This is a genomic window from Pseudomonas lini (genome assembly GCF_001042905.1).
Lineage (GTDB): Bacteria > Pseudomonadota > Gammaproteobacteria > Pseudomonadales > Pseudomonadaceae > Aquipseudomonas > Aquipseudomonas lini.
Genome location: NZ_JYLB01000013.1, coordinates 52,549 through 77,995, shown reverse-complemented (window position 1 = coordinate 77,995; position 25,447 = coordinate 52,549). Strand labels below are relative to the sequence as shown.

Annotated in this window: 20 protein-coding genes and 1 pseudogene; 17 read left to right on the top strand and 4 right to left on the bottom strand. The window is 59.1% G+C overall.

Annotation, left to right across the window (positions count from 1 at the left end; genetic code table 11):
- Window positions 1–18: 18 nt before the first annotated feature.
- Window positions 19–1,020 carry a FecR family protein gene (locus TU81_RS27890; protein WP_048397677.1) on the top strand — a complete coding sequence of 334 codons (1,002 nt, stop codon included), beginning with the start codon at window positions 19–21 and terminating at the stop codon, window positions 1,018–1,020.
- A 55-nt stretch (window positions 1,021–1,075) separates the two neighbouring features.
- Here TU81_RS27890 and pvdQ read toward each other — a convergent pair whose 3' ends face one another.
- On the bottom strand, window positions 1,076–3,421 hold the full coding sequence (pvdQ, locus tag TU81_RS27885; RefSeq protein WP_048397675.1) for a bifunctional acylase PvdQ: 2,346 nt from the start codon (window positions 3,419–3,421) through the stop codon (window positions 1,076–1,078).
- 235 nt (window positions 3,422–3,656) lie between these two features.
- On the opposite strand from pvdQ, the gene TU81_RS27880 reads away from it, so the two are divergent.
- On the top strand, window positions 3,657–4,046 hold the full coding sequence (locus TU81_RS27880; RefSeq protein WP_048397673.1) for a fe2+ zn2+ uptake regulation protein: 390 nt from the start codon (window positions 3,657–3,659) through the stop codon (window positions 4,044–4,046).
- On the opposite strand, the gene TU81_RS27875 is transcribed toward TU81_RS27880, so the two are convergent.
- Entirely contained in the window at window positions 4,036–4,224 is a 189-nt protein-coding gene (locus tag TU81_RS27875) for a hypothetical protein (RefSeq protein WP_007901365.1), read from the bottom strand. The genes TU81_RS27880 and TU81_RS27875 overlap by 11 nt on opposite strands.
- Before the next feature lie 157 nt (window positions 4,225–4,381).
- On the opposite strand from TU81_RS27875, the gene TU81_RS30540 reads away from it, so the two are divergent.
- The 6 genes from TU81_RS30540 to TU81_RS27845 all read left to right on the top strand — a co-directional run bounded on the left by TU81_RS30540 (window position 4,382) and on the right by TU81_RS27845 (window position 11,926).
- The gene (locus tag TU81_RS30540; RefSeq protein WP_167344830.1) at window positions 4,382–4,519 is read left to right on the top strand and encodes a hypothetical protein; all 138 of its coding nucleotides are present in this window, start codon (window positions 4,382–4,384) and stop codon (window positions 4,517–4,519) included.
- A 307-nt stretch (window positions 4,520–4,826) separates the two neighbouring features.
- On the top strand, window positions 4,827–6,068 hold the full coding sequence (locus TU81_RS27865) for an MdfA family multidrug efflux MFS transporter (protein ID WP_048397669.1): 1,242 nt from the start codon (window positions 4,827–4,829) through the stop codon (window positions 6,066–6,068).
- Window positions 6,069–6,089: 21 nt separating this feature from the next.
- The gene (locus TU81_RS27860; RefSeq protein ID WP_048397667.1) at window positions 6,090–7,220 is read left to right on the top strand and encodes a LuxE/PaaK family acyltransferase; all 1,131 of its coding nucleotides are present in this window, start codon (window positions 6,090–6,092) and stop codon (window positions 7,218–7,220) included.
- 1 nt (window position 7,221) lies between these two features.
- Window positions 7,222–9,624, top strand: a complete 2,403-nt coding sequence (locus TU81_RS27855; protein ID WP_048397666.1) for an aldehyde dehydrogenase family protein — start codon at window positions 7,222–7,224, stop codon at window positions 9,622–9,624.
- Between the two features lie 65 nt (window positions 9,625–9,689).
- Window positions 9,690–10,979: an AMP-binding protein gene (locus TU81_RS27850; protein WP_038983491.1), complete on the top strand. Its 1,290-nt coding sequence runs from the start codon at window positions 9,690–9,692 to the stop codon at window positions 10,977–10,979.
- Entirely contained in the window at window positions 10,979–11,926 is a 948-nt protein-coding gene (locus TU81_RS27845) for a GNAT family N-acetyltransferase (RefSeq protein WP_048397664.1), read from the top strand. Before TU81_RS27850 ends, TU81_RS27845 begins: the two co-directional genes overlap by 1 nt.
- On the opposite strand, the pseudogene TU81_RS29995 reads toward TU81_RS27845, so the two are convergent.
- Both TU81_RS29995 and TU81_RS27840 read right to left on the bottom strand, forming a co-directional pair.
- Window positions 11,902–12,090, bottom strand: a pseudogene (locus TU81_RS29995) (LysR family transcriptional regulator); the annotation flags it as partial. The gene TU81_RS27845 and the pseudogene TU81_RS29995 overlap by 25 nt on opposite strands.
- Window positions 12,091–12,109: 19 nt before the next feature.
- Window positions 12,110–12,640, bottom strand: a complete 531-nt coding sequence (locus TU81_RS27840) for a hypothetical protein (protein WP_038983494.1) — start codon at window positions 12,638–12,640, stop codon at window positions 12,110–12,112.
- A gap of 463 nt (window positions 12,641–13,103) precedes the next feature.
- Between TU81_RS27840 and TU81_RS27835 the strand changes: the two genes are divergently transcribed.
- From TU81_RS27835 to TU81_RS27795, 9 genes are all read left to right on the top strand, one after another.
- Window positions 13,104–13,550, top strand: a complete 447-nt coding sequence (locus TU81_RS27835; protein WP_028940492.1) for a DUF411 domain-containing protein — start codon at window positions 13,104–13,106, stop codon at window positions 13,548–13,550.
- Window positions 13,550–13,984: a YqaA family protein gene (locus TU81_RS27830; RefSeq protein ID WP_038983496.1), complete on the top strand. Its 435-nt coding sequence runs from the start codon at window positions 13,550–13,552 to the stop codon at window positions 13,982–13,984. Before TU81_RS27835 ends, TU81_RS27830 begins: the two co-directional genes overlap by 1 nt.
- 149 nt (window positions 13,985–14,133) lie before the next feature.
- On the top strand, window positions 14,134–15,171 hold the full coding sequence (locus TU81_RS27825; protein ID WP_048397663.1) for an alpha/beta fold hydrolase: 1,038 nt from the start codon (window positions 14,134–14,136) through the stop codon (window positions 15,169–15,171).
- 14 nt (window positions 15,172–15,185) lie between these two features.
- Window positions 15,186–16,133, top strand: a complete 948-nt coding sequence (locus TU81_RS27820) for a D-2-hydroxyacid dehydrogenase family protein (protein ID WP_038983500.1) — start codon at window positions 15,186–15,188, stop codon at window positions 16,131–16,133.
- A 598-nt stretch (window positions 16,134–16,731) separates the two neighbouring features.
- Window positions 16,732–18,318 (top strand): glycogen synthase GlgA, encoded by a 1,587-nt coding sequence (gene glgA / locus TU81_RS27815; protein WP_048397662.1) that lies wholly within the window; start codon window positions 16,732–16,734, stop codon window positions 18,316–18,318.
- Between the two features lie 13 nt (window positions 18,319–18,331).
- Entirely contained in the window at window positions 18,332–20,128 is a 1,797-nt protein-coding gene (gene treZ / locus TU81_RS27810) for a malto-oligosyltrehalose trehalohydrolase (protein ID WP_048397661.1), read from the top strand.
- Complete coding sequence (gene malQ / locus TU81_RS27805; protein WP_048397660.1) at window positions 20,125–22,203, top strand: 4-alpha-glucanotransferase; 2,079 nt, start codon at window positions 20,125–20,127, stop codon at window positions 22,201–22,203. Before treZ ends, malQ begins: the two co-directional genes overlap by 4 nt.
- On the top strand, window positions 22,200–24,995 hold the full coding sequence (locus TU81_RS27800) for a malto-oligosyltrehalose synthase (protein ID WP_048397659.1): 2,796 nt from the start codon (window positions 22,200–22,202) through the stop codon (window positions 24,993–24,995). The genes malQ and TU81_RS27800 overlap by 4 nt, the downstream gene beginning before the upstream one ends.
- Window positions 24,996–25,016: 21 nt before the next feature.
- Window positions 25,017–25,358, top strand: a complete 342-nt coding sequence (locus TU81_RS27795; RefSeq protein ID WP_038983509.1) for a DUF2934 domain-containing protein — start codon at window positions 25,017–25,019, stop codon at window positions 25,356–25,358.
- The last annotated feature ends 89 nt before the right edge of the window (window positions 25,359–25,447 follow it).

The window sequence follows — 25,447 nt, the reverse complement described above, 5'->3', positions numbered from 1 at the left end:
GGAAATCAGGATGAGTCAATGACCGACCACACTCTTTCGCAAGCTGAATACGACGCCATCACCGATGCCGCTGCGCACTGGTGCATGCGTCTGCACGCCACCGACTGCACGGCCGAAGAACGCCTGGCGTTCGAGCAATGGCGTGATGCCCATCCTCTGCATGCCTTCGAGTACGAAGCCATGCTGGAGATCTGGGATGTGGCTGGGGATTTGCCGCGTCCCGAATCCGCCGTGCCGGCTGTTCGCCTCAGACCAGCAACGCCATGGCGCACCTTCGGCATTGCCGCCGCCGTCTGCGCCCTGGCATTGCCACTGGCGGCATACACCGGATGGAACCTGGGATGGCTACCCAATGCCTATCAGCATTTCGAGGCGACCGACAATGTTCGCCAGGTCACGCTGAGTGATGGCAGCCAGGTGGAGCTGAACCTGGGCAGTGAACTGACGTTCAGCAATTACAAGGATCAGCGTCGTGTCACGCTGAAGAAAGGAGAAGTATTCTTCAGCGTCAGTCACGACACCCAGCACCCTTTCATCGTCAAAGCGGCCGACGGCAGGATTCGCGTCACCGGCACCCAATTCAACGTCTGGATGTATGAAGACCAGGTACGCGTGAACCTGATCGAAGGTTCCGTGCTGGTGACCAGCAACGGTGCTCTGCCCGGCGAGGGTTCACGTCTCGAACCTGCCATGCAGGCACGTTACCGACACGGCGACTTCACGCCGCAAATCAGCCAGACTTCTGCCAATGACCATTCGCTGGCGTGGCGCAGCGGCAAACTGGTGCTCGATGATCTGACGCTGACCGATGCCCTGCCCTTGATCAATCGTTATTTGAACAAGCCAGTAATGATCGCGGACCACAGTACCGGCTCGATTCGCCTCGGCGGTATCTACAACATCAAAGAGCTCAACAACCTGGTGGCTTCGTTGCCCAAGGTGCTGCCGGTCTACCTGACCCGCAACAAGGACGGCAATCCGGTCCTCAATTCGATCCCGCAACAAACCCCAAAAAGCTGAAGGCCGCCACCCTTGCGGGGTGCGGCCTTCGCTTTTGATTCAAACGCTATCGCGATTACTGCGCGGCGATTTTCCCTGCTTTTTCATCCTGCTCGCGAATCGTCTGAGCCTGGTACTGCGGATCGGACGTGATCTGCTGCTCGGTGAACGGCAACACACTCAACTGCTTCTTCGAAAAGGCCAGTGTCTGGTCCCGGGAGTACTTCGACGCCGGGTCACTGGACAACGAGAATGCCAGTAACCCCTGAGCCTGCGGCCCTTTGTCATCGAAAGTCACCACCTGCAAATAGCTGGTGCCACTGACGACTTCGCGCTTGCCGTCGGTTCTCGGCACGCTTTGGATCGCGTTATACACACCCAGCGTGCCCGGCCCACCGTGAATCGGCGTTTGCTGCCCGCCACTGCTGACCACCTGGATATCGCCCCAGCGGCTATCGGCTTTCAGGCCAAGGGTTTTTACCTGCTCGACCGAAGCCAGCATCGCCGCCCGAATCGCTTTGGCGACGTCTGGACGTTCAATTGCCAGGCCACGTGGAGTGTTTTGCGGATCCTTCGGATCGAACTTCACACGCCAGATGCCAGGGACTTGCTGTAACGGCACCATGACATTCTGAAAATGCACAAAGCCCAGTCCACTGTCCAGATTCACCCGGCGATCCCACGCCTTGAGGCTGGCACACAGCGGCGTAAGCGTTGGCGCATCGGCGCCGAGATCCGCGGCACAGAATTGCAGCAGATCCGGCATCACTTGGGCCGCCTGATACACCTGATCGTCCATCACCATGTGTTGCAGATCTGCCGCAGCGACAGGGCCGGCCTTGCTCAAGGTGCCCAGACGCTCCAGTGCGAAGCGCGAACGCAGTCCCAATGGCTGATTGTCTTGACTGATCAACGGCGAGAAACCGGTGAGTGGTTGCGCCGGGTTGGCCATCCAGGCCGAATCATTGGAGTGCTGCACAAAGTCTCTGCGCAGCAGTTGCGGCAACTTGTCTGCCGCATAAATACCTTTTTGCGCAGCGTTCGGGTCGATGTCCCAGACACAGGCGCTGTTGGAACCATCGAGCAGGATCATCTGTAATCCGGCCCGCGGATCGCTGCACTTCGCCAGCTTGTCGGCATTGACGTTCGGCACCACCGACAGGTTCATGTAAAGCGTCTGCCCCTGATCGTCCACCGCCAGGGTATTGACCCATGGAATCCCCTGAATCTTGTGCACCGATGCCTGCAAATCCTTGAGGCTGGCGGCACGGTTCATCGCATACCACTGTTGCAAGACCCGGTCGTTTTCCAGGTTGGCATCGCGCAGGCTGTAGGCGAACTGGTTGTCCCAGTCCAGTTTCCCGGGCCATTGCACAATCGGGCCAAATTGCGAGCTGTAGACCACATGGGAAATCTGCCGGGTCTGGCCATCGGCTTGCTTCACGTTCACCGCCAGTGTCTGCTTTTTCATCGGCAAGGACTTGCCATCCAGCAGGTAACGGGTCGGATCCTTGGGATCGAGTTGCAGACGGTATAGCGTGAAGTGCTTGGACGAATCCACCGTGTGGGTCCACGCTAGATGCTGGTTGAAACCAATATTGATCATCGGCAGACCAGGCAATGCGGCGCCCATGACATCCAGTTTGCCGGGAATGGTCAGGTGCATCTGATAGAAACGCATCCCACCGACCCAAGGAAAGTGCGGATTGGCCAGCAACATCCCGCGGCCGTTGAACGAACGCTCGCTGCCAACCGCCACGGCGTTACTGCCGCGATCCAGAGCGAAGCGTTGCATGCGCGAGGCCGCCAGCTGGAACGACGCCGGCTCGCCCGCCAGATGGGCAACGGTTTTCGGCGGAGTAGCGCCCGCCAATGCTTCGGCAAACTGCCCCACGCCGCCTTCGACCAACAGACGACGGGTCAACTTGACCAGGTCCTGCGCAGTAATCGCGCGCACCCATTCACCCTGGCATTGCTGCGGCAAACCCTGCGCTCCGCGCTCTGTCAGCGAACGGTTGTAACCCGCCACATAACCTTCGATGAGCTCGCGGACTTCAGGTGTTTGCGCCTGCCAGAAAGCGGCGACAGCCTGCGGGGTATTCAGCCAGTTGAAAAACACATCGCTGGCCAGGTTCCCGCGCTCTTCAACCGTAAACTGGTCCGGGCCGAAATACCGCGAGCGCTCGCCATTGACGGTGACAATCTCATTGGCCAGCAAGCACAGATTGTCCTGAGCGTAGGCATAGCCAATGCCATAGCCGAGGCCTCGCTCGTTTTCGGCACGAATATGTGGCACGCCGAAACTGGTTCGACGAATCTCGGCCGTCGCCTGCTCTGGCTGGCTGCGCGCGTTTGCCGCAAGACTCAGCCCCAGAAACACACCCGCAAGGCTCAACCTGGTTAACTGCCTGGAAATAATCACGCTCGCTCCTGATCGAAAAGACGTATGACACGCAATGCGCCTCCCCTTAAAACGAAGCAAACAGCAAAAATTTAGGCCTTTGAGGGCGCCCCAACGCCCCGGCTCACGGGCCGCTGACGTAACGGCAACAAATTTTCTACATGCGGGTCTTCATTATTTGCCTGGCTCGTTCGTCTTATTGATTGAGAGCACCCATCACATTTTTCCGGATCAGGCTCTGAAAAGGAGTTTTTGCATGTACAACCCGCAACTGCCAACGGACGGTAGCCATGCGCCAAAGACCAGCACCCTGGGCTCCGGCGTTTTCAATCAACAAGCCGAACGCCACGGCAACGAACGGATCAGGTTTCTACTCAAGAGTTTTGGCCTGCGTACCAGCCTGATTCGTCTTAAAGTCATCGACGCCTTGCTGACCGCCGCCGAAAGCGACCGCAGCCTGGGCGTGCGTGGCGTGCACAGTCACTTGCTGGACCTGGACATTCCCCTGTCCTTTCTCAGTGTCCGTGAAGTGTTGAAACGCTTGAGCGGTGAAGGCGTGATCACCCTCAATCCGGACAAAAGCTATAGCCTGCATCCACAGGCCGCCGCCGTCCTTTACAGCGAGCAATCCGGCCTCAAGGCTTGACCTTGCGACGCATCACGCCATTGATCACCACCACGAGCACCGCCACGCCAATGGCGATGTACTGGAACAGCTGCTCTGTGATGATCCCTGCGTTTTGCAGCCAGGAAAGGCCGAACATAATCCCCAGAACCACCAGGGAAATCAGAATCGAGTATTTCAAACGTTGCGACTGGGTCATTGCGGGTTCCTGAACCAAAAAATGTATCCGGTTTGTATCCGGTTGCATGCCAAGCCCCTACCGTTCTGCGGGAATGAGGGGCTGCAAACGGGGTCTCATGTTACAGCCGATGAAGAGTTTTGACTTCATTGCGGCGATAACCCATGAGGATTCCGAAATGTTCCGTCGAATCACACTGCTGATTCCCCTGCTCGCTCTCCTGACCCTGAGTGGCTGCATCGTTTTCCCCCACGGCGGCTGGCATGGCGACCACCATTATGACCGTGGCGGCCCCGGTTATTATCAACCTCGATAATTTAAAATGACTGACATAAACAACAACTATTCAGCCGTTCACTTGTAAGAAAACAATCATTCTCTGCCCCATTTAACAAATGCCCGCTCTCTAGCGGGCATTTTTCGTACATTACTATTCTCATCAGTCTGTCAGCTAAATCCACCGTAATTATCACGTTCCGACTTCATCCCACACCTCGAAATATAGCGAAAACCATTGAAGCTTTAAGTCTCAATCATGCATTTGAGCTGTTCGCTATCGGTGTCTATTCTCGCTACATCACAAATAAACCAGCGCTAAAACTTCGAATAAAAAAGGGATATCAATGCTCAAACCGTTAATAAATATCAGCCCCCATCACTTGTTTGGTTTTTGCCTTGCAATCACTCTTTTCGAACTGCTGACTTATATGGGCAGCGACATGATCATGCCCGCCATGTTGACTGTAACTCGTCAACTGGATGCCAGTCCGAGCCACGTTCCTTTTGCCTTCAACCTTTACTTGATTGGCGGCATTCTTCTGCAATGGCTTATCGGTCCGCTGTCTGATCACTTCGGTCGCCGCAGGCTGTTACTCATCGGTTGTGCGGGGTTCGCTCTAGCCTGTGCCGCGGCGTTTTACGTGCAGAGCATCTTGGCCTTCAACAGCTTGCGCCTGATTCAGGGCATGGGATTGGGATTTGTCATCGCCGTCAGTTATCCAGCCCTGCAAGAAGTCTTCTGCGAAGCCGACGCGGTGAAAATCATGGCGTTGCTGGGTAACGTTGCGTTGCTCTCCCCGCTGCTGGGTCCATTGCTCGGTAGCCTGGCGCTGGAATGGCTCTCCTGGCGGGAGCTGTTTTTACTCTTGGGTATCGGCGGCGCGATGGTCTGGCTGGGGCTTTATTGGTTCATGCCGGAAACCGTGGGCACCTTACGCCAGGACGGGCAACAACTGGCCGCGGTGCCCTTTGAATGGGGTGGCACGGTGCGCCGTTACGCGGCCTTGCTCGGCAACCCGCCATTCCTGAGCGCCACCATCGCCTTGGGCTTGATGAGTCTGCCGCTGATTGCCTGGATCGGGCTCGCGCCACTCTTGCTGGTCCGGAGCCAAGGCCTTTCTACCCTGCACTATGGCCTGTGGCAGATCCCGGTATTTGCGGCAGTCATTCTCGGTAACCTGATACTCAACAGACTGATTGCCAGCACTGAACTGACCCAACTGATTCGATACGCGCTCTGGCCATTTTGCGGCGGGCTCGTTGCATTGATCGCCATCACCTTCATCGGTGCTTCAACGGTTCTGTTGGTCAGTTGTCTGTCGGTTTATGCCATCGGTCTTGGCATGAGCAATGCCGCACTGTACCGGCTTGCACTGTTTTCCAGCGACGACAGCAAAGGTCTGGTTTCAGCCATGGTTGGCATGATTTCCATCGCCGTCATGGGTGTCGGTGGCTCCATTATCGCTGCGTTGGGTGCCGGTGACAGCCTTGAAGCCTTTGCCCTGATGGCCGGTCTCGCGGGGCTCTTGTGCCTGCTGCCCTTGCGACTGTTTCTGCGGCGCTCCCCCATCGCGCATGCCGCCTGACACCACACAAAAGGTCTTTTGATGATCTATCTACCCTACACCGATGCGCTTTGCGCGTTGACGCAACCCTATTGCCCTGATTCCGTGCCGGAAGGCCTGTTCGACCGGGCCATGGGTGAAATCAGCCTGTTTCATTGTCACCATACGCCTGGATACGAACGCTGGCTTAACGCCAATGATCTTGATGCCAACGCGCTGGAGACACTGGATGACTGGTCCAGGCTGCCGCCGATTTTCGCCAATTACTTCAAGCGTCATTTGGTCTTCAGTCCCACAGGCGAAGGCGCGCTGGAGCTGACTTCATCCGGCACCAGCGGCCAGAAAAGTCGCATGCGTTACGACCAACGCAGCATGGCCGCGGCACAAGGCATGGTGAGCCACATTTTCCGGCACTACGGCTGGGACACTCCGCACAGCCCCTGCAATTACCTGCTCCTGAGCTATGAGCCCGAGGCTGCCATCAGCTTGGGAACTGCTTATACCGATCAGTTTCTTTGCAGCTACGCCCCCGTCAACCGTGTCGCTTACGGCTTGCGCCTTACCGGCAAAGGCCACGAGTTCGACCTTTTTGGTGTGATTCGAGCCTTGCAGGAGTTTGCCGAGGAAGGATTGCCCGTTCGCATCCTGGGTTTTCCCGCGTTCCTTTCTCATGCACTGCAGCACATGGAAGACACCTGCGTGGCCGATTTGCAGTTGCCTGCCCAGTCATTGGTGTTTCTGGGAGGCGGCTGGAAAACCAAGGCAGCACAGGAGATTCCCCTGCATCAATTGTATGCCCGAATCAACCGGCAATTGGGTATCGACCTGTCTCGCTGTCGGGACGGCTACGGCGCCGTAGAGCATGCTGTGCCCTATATCCAGTGTGCCCACCATCATTTTCATGCACCTGTTTACTCGAAGGTTTTCGTGCGCAACCCATCCGATTTCACTGTCCAGCCATACGGCCAGCGCGGCTTGCTGGAATTCGTCTCTCCCTACATTTCGTCGAGCCCTGCCCATGCCGTGGTCATGGGCGATATGGCGACATTGCACCCCGGAGTCAGTTGCGGATGCGGTCTGGCGACCGATTGGTTTGAGCTGCATGGACGCGCCGGTACCAGCGCCAGTCGCAGTTGTGCCATGGCCGCTTCAGAACTGCTCAGGGGCGCTTGATATGTACCTGATCAATGGCCAGTTGCGTGACGACGTCACCCCTGAAAGCGCACTCGACCTCCTTCAAAAACAATTGCCCCGGCTGCTGGCTGCGCCAATCGATAGCGACACCGTCATCGAGTCCGCCACTCGCTTTGCCACGCAGTTGCAAGCTCGTAGCCTGGATCTGTCCCTCGACGATGAGCAATATCAGGGGCTTATCGATTTCTGCCAGCGCAGCAACCTGAGTGCCAAGCTTGAGCGGGAACTGGGTCTGCAACCGCGTTCGATGCGACGGATCGACTACCGGCAGCCTAGCTTCGAAAGTTGGCACCCGTTGGGGCTAGTCGTGCATATAACCCCCGGCAATGCGCCAATGCTGGCGTTCTGCGCGGTCCTTGAAAGCCTGCTGGCCGGTAACATCAACTGGCTTCGCCCCAGCTCCAGCGATCAGGGTTTGACCGCGAAGCTGCTCGCCGCCCTTGTCAGCTGCGACACCAGCGGCAGACTGGCCGAATTCCTAGCGGTTGTGCCAGTCAGCACCTCTCGCATCGCCCAACTCTGTGCCTGGGCCGATGGGGTATCCGCCTGGGGCGGCGAAACGGCGCTCAAAGCAATACGTGAGCAGATACCGGCCGGCTGTCGCTGGATTGATTGGGGACACAAGATCAGCTTCGCCTATCTGTCACCTGAAGCGGCGAACTCTTCGGCGCTCGATGCGCTGGCAGATGAAGTCTGTCGACTGGATCAACAGGCGTGCTCCAGCCCTCAATGGGTGTTGGTGGACAGCGACGATCCGGCTGTTGTGCAGGAGCTGGGGGATCGACTGGCCGAAGCCCTCAACCGTCGTGCCCCACAATGGCCGGGGTTAGTGCCGACGGACCAGGAAGCGTCGGAAATCACTACCCGCACCGCCATGGCGCAGCTGGATCAATGTTTCAAGAACCAGACCGGCCAGGTGTGGACCGGCCCCGGATGGCGTGTTATCTGGGAGCACAATCAGACACTCGCGCCGTCGCCGCTGTTTCGTACGATTCTGCTAAAGCCGGTGCCGCGGCACCTGATCACCGAGACACTTTTGCCTTGGCGGACCGTCCTGCAAAGCTGCGCACTGATTTGTCCACCGGCAGAGACACCCGAGTTTGTTCAAACACTGGTCAATGCCGGCGTCACCCGCATTGCCCCTTGTCGATTGATTCATGATGGCTACGCCGGCGAGCCCCACGATGGCGTCTACGCACTGTCGCGTCTGAGTCGCCGCCTCTCGGTGAGTCTGCCCCCGGATGTATCGGCGGGCCGTGCAACGCTCGACCCGGTTCCGTCCGCCCCCGACACAACCCATGACCCGATCATGGACAAAGACACCTTCACGACCCAGCCGATCGGTCCCGAAGCACAGTTGTATTTCCGCTCCGGCGGTAGCAGTGGGACCCCGTCCCTGGCCGGTTTCAGCTATCGCGACTTCCAACGACAGATGCGCGCCGCGGCTGATGGCATGTTCGCTGCCGGGCTCGATCCGTTACAGGACCGGGTGATGAACCTGTTCTATGGTGGCAACTTGTACGGTGGTTTTTTCAGCTTTTCGAACATTCTTGAACAGATGGGCGTTGCGCATTTGCCCATGGGGGCTCCCCAGGACGACGACTTCAGTGAAATCGCCCGACTGATTGTGGAGCAACGTGTCACCGTGCTGATCGGCATGCCCAGTACGCTACATCGCCTGTTTATCAAAGAGCAGGCCCGACTTCGCGCCTATGCCGGTATCGGCAAAGTGTTGCTTGGCGGCGAGCATCCGGGAGAGGCCAGTCGACGTCTGATGGAAAGCTGTGGGGTGTCGACGATTCGCTCCGCCCTCTATGGCTCCGTGGATGCAGGCCCACTGGGTCATGCGTGCCGGGCTACGGCAGATGGCGTGTTTCACTTGATGTGCGAAACCCAGCATCTGGAAATCGTTCGGCTCGAACAGGATGTGCCAGTGGAGGCCAATGAGATCGGCCGTCTGCTGTTTACCTCCCGCGCCCGACAAGGTCAGCGCGTGCACCGATATGACATCGGTGATACCGGCCGCTGGATACCCGGGGCCTGTCCTTGCGGACTGGAAACGCCACGATTCGAACTGCTACAGCGGCACGGCAAGCTGGTGCGGATTGGCACGGAATTCATTTCCCCTTCGGAGCTGGAACACAGCGTGGGTGCCCCCATTCAAATTGTTCTGGACCACACCGCCGACGGGATCGAACGAATGCAGGTTCGAGTGGATGCGGATGCCGTCTGGGTACGCGAAAAACTGCTGACACATGAAGCCTTGGCAAATGCATTGGGCGCCGCTTTTTTAATTGTGGAAGTGACGACGTGCGCCGAACAGGCATTTACCCGAAACAGACACAGCGGAAAAACACCATTAATTATCGATCAAAGAAAATAAATCAAAACGACTTCAACGAGGTTGTTTTCCAATCAAGACGCCTGATATAAAAAAAAGAGAACTCAGTGAAATCAACTTATTCGCTTGAACAATTAATACCTTATATAAGACAACACTCCAGCTTCTACAGCAGACACCTGGAGCACTTGCCAGCGCAGAGTATTACTTTAAAGGATTTACCGTTAACCAACGTGGCCGACTATTGGACCGGCAGCAACGATTTGAGTCGTTGGCCGGTTCTGACCGGACACGTCGATAATGCGCTGGTGTTTAAAACCGGAGGCTCGACCAGTCAGGGCAAGCTGGCGGTTTACTCCTACATGGAGTGGCAAGCCTTTGTCAGCACTTTCGGAGCCGGCATATCATCTCAACTGAACGACGGCGACCGGGTCGCCAACCTGTTTTTTTCAGGGGATCTCTACGCCAGTTTTCTGTTTATCCACGACTCCCTGGCCCATGTCGGGCGATCCATCTCTGAGTTTCCGTTTACCGGAGACGTCGCGCTGGACGTACTGGCGGATGCCATCGCACGACATCGGATCAACGTTCTGGCGGGAGTGCCCGCACAGTTACTGCAACTCTCCGCCTACCTGGCACAGCATCAGCGTGTGTTGTGTGGGGTCGAGACGCTGCTGTATGGCGGCGAAAGCCTGTTTGCCCCGCAGTTGGCAATCCTCGGCGAGGTGTTCCCCAGCGCCCGTATCGCCTCCATTGGCTATGCCAGCGTAGACGCCGGGCTCATAGGCGCCAGCGATCGCGGCTGTGCATTGGGCGAACATCGAGTATTCGAACCGCAAACCTTGCTGGAAATCGTCGATGAAGACACCGGTGAAGTGATTGAAGAATGCGACCGCACCGGGCTGTTGGTACTGACCAACCTGACACGCCGGCTCATGCCGCTGCTGCGTTACCCGGTAGGCGACCGTGCTTGCTGGCGTGAACCGGCTGCAACCCCGATGCGTAAATTCGCCCTCAAGGGGCGCAGCGCCCACAGTCAACGAATACGAGTGGGTGTGCTGTCGCTGTTTACCGAAGAAATACACGAGATCGTTCAGCGTGCAGCACGCAGCGAGCAATGGCAATTGCTGATCGAACAGGTCGGCCACAAGGATCTGTTGAGCCTGATGTGGGTGCCCGAACCTCAGTTACAAACCGTCGAGCCGGCACGCCGCGCATTGCGTGAAGCGCTGCTTGCCCACTACCCCGCCATCGACGACCTGAGCCGCGAGGGTCTGCTGGAGTTGCGGGTGCTGGCCTGCGCAACCACAGACCTGAAGCTTCACCCTCGTTCAGGTAAACAACTGCGGGTGCTGGATTTGCGCGTGTATGACGTTCCCCCGCTGGAGCCTGTGTGATGACCCGGTTGATTGTTCGGCCCTTCCGGCCTTCCGACGCACATGGCGTAAGCCGGTTGTTTCGAGAAGTCTACGGCAGTCATTACGTCCAGCCGGATGTCTATCTGCCGAACATGATCAGTCAGCACAACACCGAGGGTCGCTGGCAATCAATGCTGGCAGTGGACGACGCACGCGTTCTCGGGCATGCCGCGTTGTGTCGCGATATCCCGTCGAGTACCGCGGAACTGGCCCTCAGCGTGGTACATCCCGCCGCGCAGGGGCAGAGTATCGCGACCCGTCTGGGCCAGCAATTACTGATGCAATCAGACTCTTTGGGGCTCAAGAGCGCCTCGATCAAGCAAGTGACCCACCATCCGTTTACTCAACGCATGGCAGAAAGAATTGGCTTTTACAGTACTGGATTGCTTCCCGACTACGTCCCTTCGCCATTCGCTGAATCACTTCCGGAAACCATCGTGATGGGCTATCACATGATCGGCGGATACGCCCGCCCGCTCCCCGATATCCCTTGGCCCGCAAGCTGCCGGGCGTTTTTGCAACACCTGTGCTCGGTGTTTGGAACCCACCGGGACAAAGCGTCACAGCCCGCGATCCCCTTACAAATCAAGCAACATCAGCATCGGTTCGACATTGTCATTCAACGCTTGAACAAACACTTGCTTGAGCAACTCTGGCAACTGCCCAGGCATTGGCTGATCTCGGCCAGACTCGAACTGTCCTGGCACTTCGCCCGGAACTTGCGCAGCCTTTCGGCTCTGGGCTTCACCTTCACCGGCCTGATGCCCATGCCAAGTGACAATGGCTGGTTCGCACTGTTTCATCGGGGCGTCCAGTCTCGATCCCTCAACCTGCACTGCGCGCACATGCAACAGTTGCATAACGACTTGCAGCAAAACGCCAACGCCCTATTGGTAACCGCTCAGCCGCGTGAGTCTTTTTTGTAAAAACCATTGGCCGACTGCGCACAGAGTTCCACCATCCAGTCGACGAACACCCGCACCCGTCGGGACAACTGGCGATGAGGAGGATAGAGCACCGTCAGCGGCATACCCGGCGGCGGTACGCCCCTCAAGACCTCGATCAAACGGCCCTCCTCGATAGTTCGAGCGGGCCAGCGCTGCCAGACATCACGCCTTGGCGTTAACGCCCTTGTCATTAGGTACCGTCGTGCCGTTGCCCTTGCCGTAAGCCTGCAAGTTCTGCAGTACGTAGATCGCCGTCTTGTATTCCGGGATCAGGCCAATGGCGTACTTGTCACCCTTGATGCTGTTGTTCTGAATGGTGTCCAGTTGCGTGGCGAAATACTCCAGCGCATTGAATTTCGCATCCGGGTCTTTCTGTACGCCAAACCGGTCAAACTTGTCACCGGCATTAAGCAAGGTCATCGAAGTAATATCGGAAATCAGTCCTTTACCTCTCAAAAAGGCACTGAGATTGCCCAGCTGCTTGGCGGACACATTTTCCGGATCGAAGCCCTTGATGTTCCTGTGCAGTTTCTGTTCATCCATTTTCGCCGTATTCAGCGCATTGGGATTATTCCCCACCAGTGCCAGCATCTGCTTGACCCTGGCGCTGTGGGTGACAGGCTTGCCACCGCCAGTATCCTTGACCAGTAAACCTGCCTTGCTCGTCCAGGCACCTGTATAGCCGATTGTCATGACCGGGCTCCCGACTGTGTGGCGGGATGCCGATCATCCAAAACACACAGACGTCCTTGTGAGGCGACCATAAAAGTTCCTTGTTTAACCGAGTTAAGTGCGGGCGAGTATCGATGTGCGCTCTAACGTCACCAACAAATATTTCCATTTTTTACAATTCTTATACATTTACGATACAAACCAAGAAGCGCCTTGTTTCATTGGTCTACATAAACTTTTCGGTATTGGCGCAGGTAACTAATCAAGCCTTTATGTACGCCTTGGTTAGTTTGTTAGTATCAATGGTGCCGGGCAAACCAACTTGCTGGCGCTCAAGGTTCGTTGATCTCAACAGGCTGTGCATTGCCCCCTGTGGTGAGGGGGTTTACCCAACGCTGTATTACTTCGAAACAATCCCCTGTCTCTTTGTTGGGTAAACTGGTCAAAATGCATCTTTTTGGCCACAACCCGAGACGAGATCCCCATGCGAATCCACCTGCGTCTGGCCGCCCTGAGCGCCCTCTTCATTTCTTCCCTGGCCCAGGCTGCTGATCTGATCCCCATCGAAGTTCACCGCGATGCCAACTGCGGCTGCTGCAAAAAATGGGTCAGCCACCTGGAAGCCAACGGTTTCAAAGTTGAAGACCACGTCGAAGCCGACATGAGCCAATTCAAGCAACAACACGGTGTGCCACCTCGCCTCGCGTCGTGTCACACCGCCCTTATCAACGGCAAGTTCGTCGAAGGCCACGTGCCGGCCGATCAAGTACTGGCCTTGAGCAAGCGTGACGATCTGTTGGGGGTTGCCGCCCCTGGCATGCCCATGGGCTCGCCTGGCATGGAAATGGACGGCATGAGCGATGCCTACCAAGTGATCGGCCTGAAAAAGGACGGCACTGACGTGGTGGTGGCGGACTACCCTGCCCATTGATGTTCGGCGCATACATCGGGCTGTTTCTCTCGGCGTTCGGTGCCGCGACGCTGCTGCCACTGCAATCCGAAGCGGTGCTGGTGGGGTTGTTGCTCAGCGGCCAGTATTGGCTTTGGTCGTTGCTGGCAGTCGCAACGCTGGGCAACGTGCTGGGGTCGCTGTTGAACTGGTGGCTGGGGCGCGGCATCGAGCGGTTTCACGACCGGCGCTGGTTTCCGGTCAGCCCTCGCCATCTCGAGCAAGCCCAAAAGCACTATCAGCGTTACGGTCATTGGTCGTTGTTGCTCAGTTGGGTACCCATCATCGGTGATCCACTGACGCTGGTGGCCGGCGTCATGCGCGAGCCGCTGGGGCGTTTCCTGATGATCGTGACGCTCGCCAAGGGCGCCCGCTACGGTGTGTTGGCCCTTGCTACGCTAGGGTGGATGGGTTGAACGATCATGCGCGGCCAGTGCCTATGTTTTGTGGCGAGGGGACTTGCCCCCGTTGGGCTGCGAAGCGGCCCCAAGATCGGACACCACGGTCTTAATGTCACCCTAATCATGCCGATCCAGCATCGGCAGATTTCCTGTGGAGCTCACCCATGTCGCGCATTTTCTCCCGCTGGTTACCGGGCCTGCTGCTGACGGCGGCACTACCGGTTCTCGCCCAAGACCAGACCCAGGCCGAAACGCCGGAATACGGCCCGGAACTTCAGGGCTTCGAGTATCCCTACACGGTCAAGCACTTCGCCTTTGAGTCCCAGGGCAAATCCTTGCAAATGGGTTACATGGACATTGCCGCCCAAGGCAAGGTTAACGGCCGCAGCGTGGTGCTGATGCACGGCAAAAATTTCTGTGGCGCCACTTGGGACAGCTCGATCAAGGCGCTGAGCGAGGCCGGTTACCGGGTCATCGCCCCGGACCAGATCGGCTTCTGCACCTCAAGCAAACCGGACCACTATCAATACAGTTTCCAGCAACTGGCGACCAACACCCAGCAACTGCTCAAGGCCTTGGGTATCCAGAAAGCCACCCTGCTCGGCCACTCCACCGGCGGCATGCTTGCCACGCGCTATGCGCTGCAATACCCCGATCAAGTCGAACAACTGGCACTGGTCAATCCCATTGGCCTGGAAGACTGGAAAGCCCTTGGCGTGCCCTATCTCACGGTTGACCAATGGTATGAGCGCGAGCTGAAAGTCACGGCGCAAGGTATCCACGACTACCAACGCAGCACCTATTACGATGGCCGCTGGAAACCGGAATTTGACCGTTGGGTGAACATGTACGCAGGCCTGGCCAAGGGGCCGGGCAAAACAGCGGTGGCTTGGAATTCGGCGCTGATTTACGACATGATCTTCACTCAACCGGTGTACTACGAGTTCAAGGACCTGAAAGTGCCGACCCTGCTGCTGATCGGCACCTCCGACACCACGGCCATCAACAAGAACATCGCACCACCCGAGGTCAAGGCGAAAATCGGTCATTACGACGTACTCGGCAAGCAAGTGGCCAAACTGATTCCCCGGTCGACGCTGATCGAATTTCCCGGGATGGGCCACGCGCCGCAGATGGAGGAACCGGCAAAATTCCATCAGGCGTTGCTCGGCTGGCTGAACCAAACCAATACCGTTCCTTGATGAGGTAAAGGCTAATGCAGATTGCGGTGATCGATGACTGGCAGGACGTGGCTCGCGACGTGGTGGGCTGGTCGGTGCTGGACAGCATCGGCCAAGTGAGTTTTATCCATGACTACCCTGCCGACAACGAAACCCTGGCCGAGCGGCTCGGCGCATTCGAGGTGATCTGCGTGATGCGTGAGCGCACCCGATTCGACGAAGACCTGCTGCGCCGCTTGCCCGCACTCAAACTGCTGGTCACCGGCGGCATGCGCAACGCCGCCCTGGACCTGAAAGCCGCCGCCGCGCTGGGCATTCAGGTCTGCGGCACCGACAGCTACAAACACGCCGCCCCCGAACTGACCTGGGCACTGATCATGGCCGCGACCCGCAACCTGGTGACCGAAGCCAATGCCTTGCGCGCAGGCCAATGGCAACAAGGGCTGGGCGGCGACCTGCAGGGCAAGACGTTGGCGATCCTCGGTCTGGGCAGCATCGGTCAACGGGTAGCCCGATTCGGTCAGGTGTTCGGCATGCGGGTGATTGCCTGGAGCGAAAACCTGACCGCCGAACGGGCCGCCGAGGTCGACGTCACCTATGTCAGCAAGCAGGAACTGTTCGAGCAGGCCGATGTGCTGTCGGTCCATCTGGTGCTCAGCGAGCGCAGCCGGGGAATCGTGGATGCCCAGGCACTGGACTGGATGAAACCCACGGCATGGCTGATCAACACCGCCCGCGGGCCGATTGTCGATGAGTCTGCGTTGATCAAGGCACTTCAGAAAAAACGCCTGGCGGGCGCTGCGCTGGACGTATTCGAGCACGAGCCGTTGCCCCGTCATCATCCCTTCCGAACGCTGGACAACGTGCTGGCCACGCCTCATGTCGGGTATGTCAGCCGACAGAATTACCAACTGTTCTTTTCGCAGATGATCGAGGACATACAGGCCTGGGCGGCTGGGAAGCCGGTTCGGCTGTTAGGCTGAAACCGAGTTATCGTTCATCGCGGGCAAGCCTCGCTCCCACAGGTTTGGCGTCGTGCCCAATACCGGCGTCCGACACAAAACCTGTGGGAGCGTGGCTTGCCCGCGAAGAGGCCCTCAACCTCACCACATCTCCCAGGGATCCAGCGCACCACAATGGCGCATCCCATACCCCATCACGCCCGATTATCGTGACTTCCTGGTCCCGATTTGACCCACGCAAAAAAACAAACCTGCACTTCGTCGGTGCGCCTCCCCGCAAAACCCCATGCCTGTACCCTCATTTGACCGATTGTCGAACAATTCCACCCTATAGCCGCCCCCGCTCTAAGTTCTGGCCTAGACTGATTTTCGCGGAGTAAAACCGGCTGGTCATTCGGTGAAAATAATCGAAACTTTTGGTACTGGCCTCGTGTCAGGTTAAAGGTAGGGCCACAGCGACTGGTGCATTCCTTGCAACAGCCACTTCACCCATTCTGCTTCAGCGCATGGGCAGCACTTGCTCACCGATGCGTAGCGCGTTTGCGCCCGGCCACAGGATTTGGCCACGAACACCGTTTGTGCCAGACCTAGAATTAGATCAACAACACGGGAGATTCATATGATCAGTGCGGCTTTAGATGTCCAGGGAGAACGTGCTCATCAGCAGGTCGGGGAAACGAGCACCGTCGGTGTCCTCAGTGCCAAATCGGTCAAAGCGCCAGTCCCCAAAACGCTGGCACCGATAGCCAGCCAGAATCCCAACAAGAAGAGAGTCCTGTTCGTCACCTCGGAGATTGCCGACCTGGTAAAGACCGGAGGTCTTGGCGACGTTTCCGCCGCACTGCCACGGGCCATGGCGCATCTGCACGATGTCCGTGTGCTGATCCCCGGTTATCCGCAAGTGATGAACAGCGAAAACCCGATTCATATCATCGGTGAACTGGGCGGGCACGCAGCGTTGCCGCCCTGCAAGATCGGACGCATGGACATGCCCGACGGCCTGGTCATTTACGTGTTGATCTGCCCTGAATTGTACGAGCGCGAGGGTTCGCCCTACGGCGCCAACAACGGCCGTGACTGGCCGGACAACCATATTCGTTTCGCCCGACTCGGCCTCGCAGCAGCCGATATCGCCGCCAACCTCGCACAAATTCACTGGTGCCCGGACCTGGTGCACGCCCACGACTGGCCCGCTGGCCTGGCACCGGCCTACATGCACTGGCGTGGCCAACGCACCCCGACCCTGTTCACCATCCACAACCTGGCGTACCAAGGCGTCACCAGCCTCGGCTCGTGCCCGGAACTCGGTATTCCCATGCATGCCTTGCAACAGGAAGGCATGGAGTTTTACGGCAAGATGTCGTTCCTCAAGGCGGGCATGGCCTACTCGAGCCACATCACCACCGTCAGCGCCACCTATGCGCAGGAAATCACCACGCCAGCCTTCGGCTGCGGCCTCGACGGTTTTCTCGCCGCCAAGACCCAGCAAGGTCTGCTCAGCGGGATTCCCAATGGCATCGATGAAAGCTGGGACGCGGCCACCGATCCGCACCTGTTCCACCCGTTCGGCATCGGCGATTGGGACGGTAAAGCCGTGAATGCCGCGCACGTTCGCAGGCTGTTCGACCTCGAAGATTCTGAAGGTCCGCTGTTCGCCGTGGTCTCGCGCCTGGTCTACCAAAAAGGCCTGGACCTGACCGAAGCGGTGGCCGAATACATTGTCGACAACGGCGGGCAAATCGCGATCATCGGCCGTGGCGAGCCAGAAGAAGAACAAGCCATGCGTGAACTGGCATTGCGCTTCCCCGGGCAAATCGGCGTGCACATCGGCTTCAATGAAACCGACGCTCGCCGGATGTTCGCCGGCAGTGATTTCCTGCTGATGCCTTCGCGTTATGAACCTTGCGGCTTGAGCCAGATGTACGCCCAGCGCTTCGGTTCATTACCGGTGGCCCGCAATACCGGCGGCTTGGCGGACACTATAGAAAACGGCATGACCGGTTTCCTCTTCGATGAATCCACGGTGGAGAGTTATCGCGAAGCCCTGAGCCGCGCATTCAAAGTGTTCGCCTTCCCCGGTCTGCTCAACGCCATGCGTTGCCGCGCCATGACGGCACCTTTCAACTGGTGCAAGGCAGTCGAACCCTACGCCGAACTCTACGAACAACTGGTGGCTAAAGCGCTGGGAAAATCGGGCAAACAGTAAGAGGCTTTCAACGATGCCGTTACGGACCCTTGAGACCTGGCCCCACGGCGCAATCATGCTGGACGCAGAACACACGCGTTTTGCCTTGTGGGCGCCAGATGCGTTTTTCGTCAGTCTCGAACTGGAAGATGGACAATCCTTGCCGCTGTTGCCTCAGGCCGATGGCTGGTTTGTGATCAAGACCCGCTGCCCCGCAGGTACCCGCTACCGCTACAACATCGATGGCGAGCTTACGGTGCCGGACCCGGCCTCCCGCGCCCAGGCGGGCGATATCGACAGCCACAGCGTGGTGGTCGATCCCCTCGCCTATCGGTGGCAACACCGCGCCTGGCAGGGTCGACCGTGGAATGAGGCGGTGATCTACGAACTGCACGTCGGGGCACTCGGCGGTTTCAGCCAGGTTGAGCAGCATCTGGAACACCTGGTCGAGCTGGGTATTACCGCTATCGAACTGATGCCGCTGGCGCAGTTCCCCGGCGAGCGTAACTGGGGCTATGACGGGGTTTTGCTTTACGCACCTCAAGCCTCCTACGGCTCGCCCGAACAACTCAAACACCTGATCGACACGGCCCACGGCCATGGTTTGGCGGTGATTCTCGATGTGGTCTACAACCACTTCGGCCCCGACGGCAATTACCTGCACCGCTACGCCAAAGGCTTTTTCCGCGAAGACAAACACACCCCGTGGGGCGCGGCGATCGACTTCCGGCGGCGCGAGGTGCGCGACTTCTTTATCGACAACGCGCTGATGTGGTTGCTGGAGTACCGCTTCGACGGTCTGCGCCTGGACGCGGTGCATGCCATCGAAGACCCGGACTTTCTTCAGGAGTTGGCGCAACGGGTGCGGCGACAAACCGATCCGGCGCGACACGTGTGGCTCATGGCGGAAAACGAGCACAACCAGGCCAGTCTGCTGGAGCAAGGTTTCGACGCGCAGTGGAACGACGATGGCCATAATGCCCTGCACGTTCTGCTCACGGGTGAAACCGATGCCTATTACGCCGACTATGCCGAACAGCCCACCGAACAGCTCGCCCGTTGCCTGAGCCAGGGCTTCGTGTTTCAGGGCCACATCACCCGCCACGGTACGCCGCGCGGTGAGCCGAGCGGTCACTTGCCGCCCACGGCCTTCGTGCTTTTTCTGCAGAACCACGACCAGATTGGCAATCGCGCCTTTGGCGAGCGCCTGCATCAGCTGGCCCATCCTGATGCCCTTTCCGCCGCTACCGCGTTGCTGCTGTTGTCGCCGATGATCCCGCTGATGTTTATGGGCGACGAATTCGCCGCCGAGCAACCGTTTCTGTTTTTCACCAGCCACCACGGTGAACTGGCGGAGTTGGTGCGCGAAGGACGACGCAATGAATTCGCGGCGTTCAGCGCCTTTGCCGACCCGCACACACGCGAGCAGATTCCCGACCCGAACGCGACGCAAACCTTCGAAGCTTCGCGGCCGACACTGACCACCAGCCGCCAATCGCCGATTTACCACCTGTATCGGCAACTGTTGCAGATCCGCCATCAACACATCATCCCGCACCTGCCCGGCGCGCAGGCGCTGGGCGCGCAGGTACTGGCCGAGGGCGCGGTGACCGCGCGCTGGCGGTTGGGCGATGGCAGTCAGTTGCGCATTGACCTGAACCTCAGCGACGCGCCCGTGGTCCACACCCCACAGGCCGACGCGACATTGCTGTTCGAACACCCGCCACAATCGGCCGGTCTGTTGGATCAGGGCACCCTTGCCCCGTATTGCGCGCTAGTCAGCCTCACGGCCGCAGCCCCTTTGCTACCCCCGGATGGAGAGCGCCCATGAGCAATGCGCAACTGGAAATACTGGCCAGCCGAGCAGGCCTGGCCGTCGACTGGATCGATGCCAATGGCCGTCCACAGAAAGTGACCCCGGCGGTGTTGCGCTCGGTGCTCAGCGGACTTGGCCATCCCGCCAATACCGCCCAGGAAATCGACGCCAGCCTGCTGCAATTGCAGGAGGTGCAACAAACCCGGCACCTGCCGCCGTTGCTGACCTGCGACGTGGGCGTCGGCCTTGACCTGTCTCACTACTTCGAACCGCAAACCCCGTGTGAGATCCATCTCGAAGACGGCTCACGGATTAACCTGAAGCTCGATGACAATGCTCTATTGCCCGGGCTGGTGCCGGTGGGTTATCAGCACGTCAGCATCGACGATCAGTCCTTCACCCTGGCGGTGGCACCCCAGCACTGCTACAGCGTCGGCGACGCCGTAGACAGTGAAAACCCGCGCGCCTGGGGCCTGAGCGTGCAGTTGTACTCGTTGCGCCGCCCCGGCGATGGCGGTTTCGGCGATACCCAGGCCCTCGAAGAGCTGGCCCGGGTGGCCGGCGAACGAGGCGCCGAAGCGTTGGCGATCAGCCCGCTGCATGCGATGTTCAGCGGCGACACCCAGCGTTACAGCCCTTACTCGCCGTCCAGTCGCTTGTTCCTCAATAGCCTGTACGCAGCGCCCGGTGCGATTCTCGGTGAACGTGCCCTGCGCACCGCGATCGATGCCACCGGCCTTGCCACTGAGCTCAAGCACCTCGAAGCACTGCCGCTGATCGACTGGCCCACCGCCGCCGAAGCCAAGCACCGCTTGCTCGAAGCCTTGTACGAAGGGTTCACCCACGGCGAACACCCCTTGCACCCAGACTTCAGCAGCTTCCGCCATGCCGGTGGCGAAGCGCTGGAAAATCATTGCCGCTTCGAAGCGATCCAGGAAGCCCGTGCCCTTCGCAGTGAAAGCCTCGACTGGCGCGAGTGGCCCGAACAATGGCGTGACCCGCGCAGCACCGCTCTGGCGCATTTTGCCGAAGAAAACTCGACCCGCATCGGCTACTACGCGTTCTGCCAATGGCTGATTGCGCGCAGCCTGGAACGCGCCCAAGCCGCCGCCCGCGGTGCCGGCATGGGCATCGGCCTGATCGCCGACTTGGCCGTTGGCGCTGACGGCGGCGGCAGCCAGGCCTGGAGTCGCCAGGACGAATTGCTCGCCTCACTGACCGTCGGTGCGCCACCGGACATCCTCAATCGTTCCGGCCAGGGCTGGGGCATTTCCGCGTTCTCCCCCGAAGGTCTGGTGCGCAACGGCTTTCGTGCGTTCATCGAAATGCTGCGGGCCAACTTCGCCCATGCCGGCGGCCTGCGTATCGATCACGTCATGGGCCTGCAACGACTGTGGGTGATCCCCAACGACGCGCCGCCCAGCGACGGTGCCTACCTTTATTATCCGGTGGACGATCTGTTGCGTTTACTGACCCTCGAATCCCATCGACATCAGGCCATCGTCCTCGGCGAAGACCTCGGCACCGTGCCCGAGGGTTTGCGCGAGAAACTCATCGCGCGCTCGATTCTTGGCATGCGTGTGCTGCTGTTCGAACAGGACAATACTCACTTCAAGCCGATTCTCGACTGGCCGGACAATGCCCTTGCAACCACCAGCACCCATGACCTGCCGACGCTCAATGGCTGGTGGCATGGCCGCGATATCGATTGGAGCGCGCGCTTGAATCTGGTCGACGCCCCGGGTGAAATCGAATGGCGCCAACACCGTGAACGCGAGCGCGAAGGCTTGCGCCGGGTGCTGAGCGAGGATCCGCAGAATTTCCGCGAAGAGTCCCACGAAACCGATCAGGTGCTCGACGCCGCGATCCGCTTCCTCGGCCATACCCGTGCGCCGCTGGTATTGCTGCCGATGGAAGATGCCTTGGGTATCGAACAGCAGGCCAACCTGCCCGGCACCACCGATACCCATCCCAACTGGTCCCGCAGGCTACCCGGCGACAGCGAAGCCCTGCTCGATGATCCGGACGCCGCCCGGCGCCTGGAACTGCTCGCCTGTGCGCGACTTCAGGCGGCCGAGCGTGACCAATGAATCAACCGCTCATCCAACCGCTGCGGGCGACTCTGCGGCTGCAATTTCATAAAGGTTTCACTCTGGATCAGGCGGTGCCGCTGGTGCCGTACTTCGCCAGTCTGGGCATCAGTCACGTCTATGCCTCGCCGCTGCTCGCCGCACGCGCGGGGTCCATGCATGGCTACGACGTGGTGGACCCGACCACCGTCAACCCTGAACTGGGCGGCGAAGCTGCATTGCGCCGTTTGGTCGGTGCATTGCGCGAACAGAACATGGGGTTGATCCTCGACATCGTCTCCAACCACATGGCCGTCGGCGGTGGCGATAATCCCTGGTGGCTCGACTTGCTGGAATGGGGGCGATTGAGCCCTTACGGCGAGTTCTTCGACATTCAATGGCACTCGCCCGACCCGTTGATGGAGGGCCAATTGCTGCTGCCTTTTTTGGGCAGTGATTACGGCATCGCCTTGCAGGACGGCACCCTGCCCTTGCGTTTCGATGCCCGGCGCGGCAGCTTTTATGTCGAGCACTACGAACATCACTTCCCGATTTGCCCGTCGGACTACGGCGAGCTGCTCAAGGCCGATGATCAATTGAATGCCGAGCAGGTCGAGCAGCTCAAATCCATGGCAGACCGCTTCAGTACCTTGAGCTACCAGACCGACGCGCACAGCCTGGCAATTCCGCTAAAAACCGAGCTGCATGAACTCGCCAGCGATCCGGCCATTCTTCACGCCATCCAACACACCCTCGGCACCTACGACTCGCTCACCCCCGAGGGTTTCCAGCGCCTGCATAACCTGCTCGAGCGCCAGAGTTATCGCCTGGCCAGTTGGCGCACCGCGGCGGACGACATCAATTGGCGGCGCTTTTTCGATATCAATGAACTGGGCGGCCTGCGCGTCGAACGCCCGGCAGTGTTCGAGGCGACCCATGCAAAAATCTTCGAGCTGGTGGCCGAAGGTCTTGTCGACGGGCTGCGCATCGATCACATCGATGGCCTCGCCGACCCGAGGGGTTACTGCCGCAAATTGCGCCGCCGAGTCGATCGCCTGGCACCGCAGCGGCACCTGCCAATCTACGTCGAGAAGATCCTCGGCGAAGGCGAAACCCTGCACCGCGACTGGTCTGTCGATGGCAGCACCGGTTACGAATTCATGAACCAGTTGTCGTTGCTGCAACACGACCCCGAAGGCGCCCAGACCTTGGGTGAACTCTGGAGCCGGCACAGCGAACGGCCCGCCGATTTCCGTCAGGAAGCACAACTGGCGCGCCAGCAGATTCTCAACGGCTCCCTCGCAGGGGATTTCGAAAGTGTCGCCCACGCCCTGTTGCAAGTGGCCCGGGACGATCTGATGACCCGGGACCTGACCCTCGGCGCAATCCGTCGGGCCTTGCAGGAACTGATCGTGCACTTCCCGGTATATCGCACTTACATCAGCCCGCTGGGCCGCGCCGCTCAGGACGAGGTGTTTTTCCAGCAAGCCATGGACGGTGCCCGGCAAACCCTCGGCGAGGCCGACTGGCCCGTGCTCGATTGCCTGGCCGGCTGGCTCGGCGGCCAACCCTGGCGCAAACACCCGGTGGGCCGCCCACGCAAACTGCTCAAGCATGCGTGCGTGCGCTTCCAGCAACTGACCTCACCGGCGGCAGCCAAAGCGGTGGAAGACACCGCGCTTTATCGCTCGGCGGTGCTGCTGTCGCGCAACGATGTCGGCTACAACACCGAGCAGTTCGGCGCTCCGGTGGCTGACTTCCATGCAGCCTGTGTCAATCGCCTCACCGAGTTCCCCGACAACCTGCTGGCCACCGCGACCCACGACCACAAACGCGGCGAAGACACTCGCGCGCGGTTGGCGGTGTTGAGCGAGCGTAGCGCCTGGTACGCCGAACAGGTCGAACACTGGCGAACCCTGGCCGATGAATTGCGCATTGAACCGGGCGCGCCCACAGCGGGCGACGAGCTGATTCTCTATCAAGCGATCCTCGGCAGTTGGCCGCTGGAGCTGCGCAGCGATGATCGGGTGGCGCTCGAGAACTACGCCCAGCGCCTCTGGCAGTGGCAACGCAAAGCCCTGCGCGAAGCCAAGTTGCAAAGCAGCTGGAGTGCGCCGAACGAGGGGTATGAACAGGCGACCCATGGGTTTCTTGAACGCCTGCTGCTCAGCCCCGAAGGCCAGCCACTGCGCACGGCCCTCGGTGCGGCGGCGCAGAGCATTGCCGCACCGGGCGCGTTGAATGGCTTGGCGCAAACCTTGCTGCGAATGACCGTGCCGGGGGTGCCGGATCTTTATCAGGGCAACGAGTTCTGGGACTTCACGCTGGTCGATCCGGACAACCGCCGGCCGGTGGATTACGCCAGCCGTCAGCAGGCCATGGACCTACGGTTGGACCTGCCCGATCTGTTGGCGAACTGGCGTGACGGGCGCATCAAGCAAACCCTGATCGCCCAGGCGTTAAACCTACGTGCCGAGCATGCCGGGCTGTTTCAAAAAGGCACTTATCAAGCACTGGAAATCCTCGGTAACCAGGCTCACCGGGTACTGGCGTTTACTCGTGAATGGCGGGGGAAACGGGCTATCGTGATAGTACCGATATGCTGTGCCGAACTGCTGGAAAACAGTGCCGAACCACAGATTGACGCGCCGCTGTGGGGCGATACACGGGTCAAATTGCCGTTCGCCGTCCCTGAAGAAAATATGAAGGGATTTTTTGCGAGCGTCGCAGTCACAAAACACAGGGAGCTGATGGTCAGCGCCGCGCTGGGGGATTTCCCGGTCAATCTCTTTATCCAAACTACCCAAGCTTGAGTTCAGTTCAGGAGCATTGCGATGAGTACCGACGATAAACGCATCCGCGAATTTGCCTATCAGATCTGGGAGTCCGAAGGGAAACCCGTGGGCCAGGAAAAACGCCATTGGGAGATGGCCTGCAAACTGGCCGACGCTGAAGCCCAAGCCAAAGCGCTGGCACCCGGCAAGTCATCGAAAGCTGGCAGCAAAAGCCTCGGCGCCAAGTCCGCGGTCGGCAAGCCCGACGGCAAGCTCAATGCCAAAGGCGTCGAACCCAAAACCAGGGCCAAAGCCAAACCCTCAGCTTCGACAGTGACCCCGCTTGGCGAAAAAAACGTCGAGAAAAAGCCACGCGCTGCGCGCAAACCGCCAACGACCTGACGCGTTTATCGCCTTGCCTCGCTTGATTTGTGGCGTGCTTCTCGCCACCGAGGGTGCGCTCGCCCTCGAAAAAAACCAGAGCCACGGTT

Coding starts and splice junctions, on each gene's coding strand:
- TU81_RS27890 (WP_048397677.1), top strand. CDS start 19: ATGACCGACCACACTCTTTCGCAAGCTGAATACGACGCCATCACCGAT.
- TU81_RS27880 (WP_048397673.1), top strand. CDS start 3,657: ATGTACAACCCGCAACTGCCAACGGACGGTAGCCATGCGCCAAAGACC.
- TU81_RS27875 (WP_007901365.1), bottom strand. CDS start 4,224: ATGACCCAGTCGCAACGTTTGAAATACTCGATTCTGATTTCCCTGGTG.
- TU81_RS30540 (WP_167344830.1), top strand. CDS start 4,382: ATGTTCCGTCGAATCACACTGCTGATTCCCCTGCTCGCTCTCCTGACC.
- TU81_RS27865 (WP_048397669.1), top strand. CDS start 4,827: ATGCTCAAACCGTTAATAAATATCAGCCCCCATCACTTGTTTGGTTTT.
- TU81_RS27860 (WP_048397667.1), top strand. CDS start 6,090: ATGATCTATCTACCCTACACCGATGCGCTTTGCGCGTTGACGCAACCC.
- TU81_RS27855 (WP_048397666.1), top strand. CDS start 7,222: ATGTACCTGATCAATGGCCAGTTGCGTGACGACGTCACCCCTGAAAGC.
- TU81_RS27845 (WP_048397664.1), top strand. CDS start 10,979: ATGACCCGGTTGATTGTTCGGCCCTTCCGGCCTTCCGACGCACATGGC.
- TU81_RS27840 (WP_038983494.1), bottom strand. CDS start 12,640: ATGACAATCGGCTATACAGGTGCCTGGACGAGCAAGGCAGGTTTACTG.
- TU81_RS27835 (WP_028940492.1), top strand. CDS start 13,104: ATGCGAATCCACCTGCGTCTGGCCGCCCTGAGCGCCCTCTTCATTTCT.
- TU81_RS27830 (WP_038983496.1), top strand. CDS start 13,550: ATGTTCGGCGCATACATCGGGCTGTTTCTCTCGGCGTTCGGTGCCGCG.
- TU81_RS27825 (WP_048397663.1), top strand. CDS start 14,134: ATGTCGCGCATTTTCTCCCGCTGGTTACCGGGCCTGCTGCTGACGGCG.
- TU81_RS27820 (WP_038983500.1), top strand. CDS start 15,186: ATGCAGATTGCGGTGATCGATGACTGGCAGGACGTGGCTCGCGACGTG.
- glgA (WP_048397662.1), top strand. CDS start 16,732: ATGATCAGTGCGGCTTTAGATGTCCAGGGAGAACGTGCTCATCAGCAG.
- treZ (WP_048397661.1), top strand. CDS start 18,332: ATGCCGTTACGGACCCTTGAGACCTGGCCCCACGGCGCAATCATGCTG.
- malQ (WP_048397660.1), top strand. CDS start 20,125: ATGAGCAATGCGCAACTGGAAATACTGGCCAGCCGAGCAGGCCTGGCC.
- TU81_RS27800 (WP_048397659.1), top strand. CDS start 22,200: ATGAATCAACCGCTCATCCAACCGCTGCGGGCGACTCTGCGGCTGCAA.
- TU81_RS27795 (WP_038983509.1), top strand. CDS start 25,017: ATGAGTACCGACGATAAACGCATCCGCGAATTTGCCTATCAGATCTGG.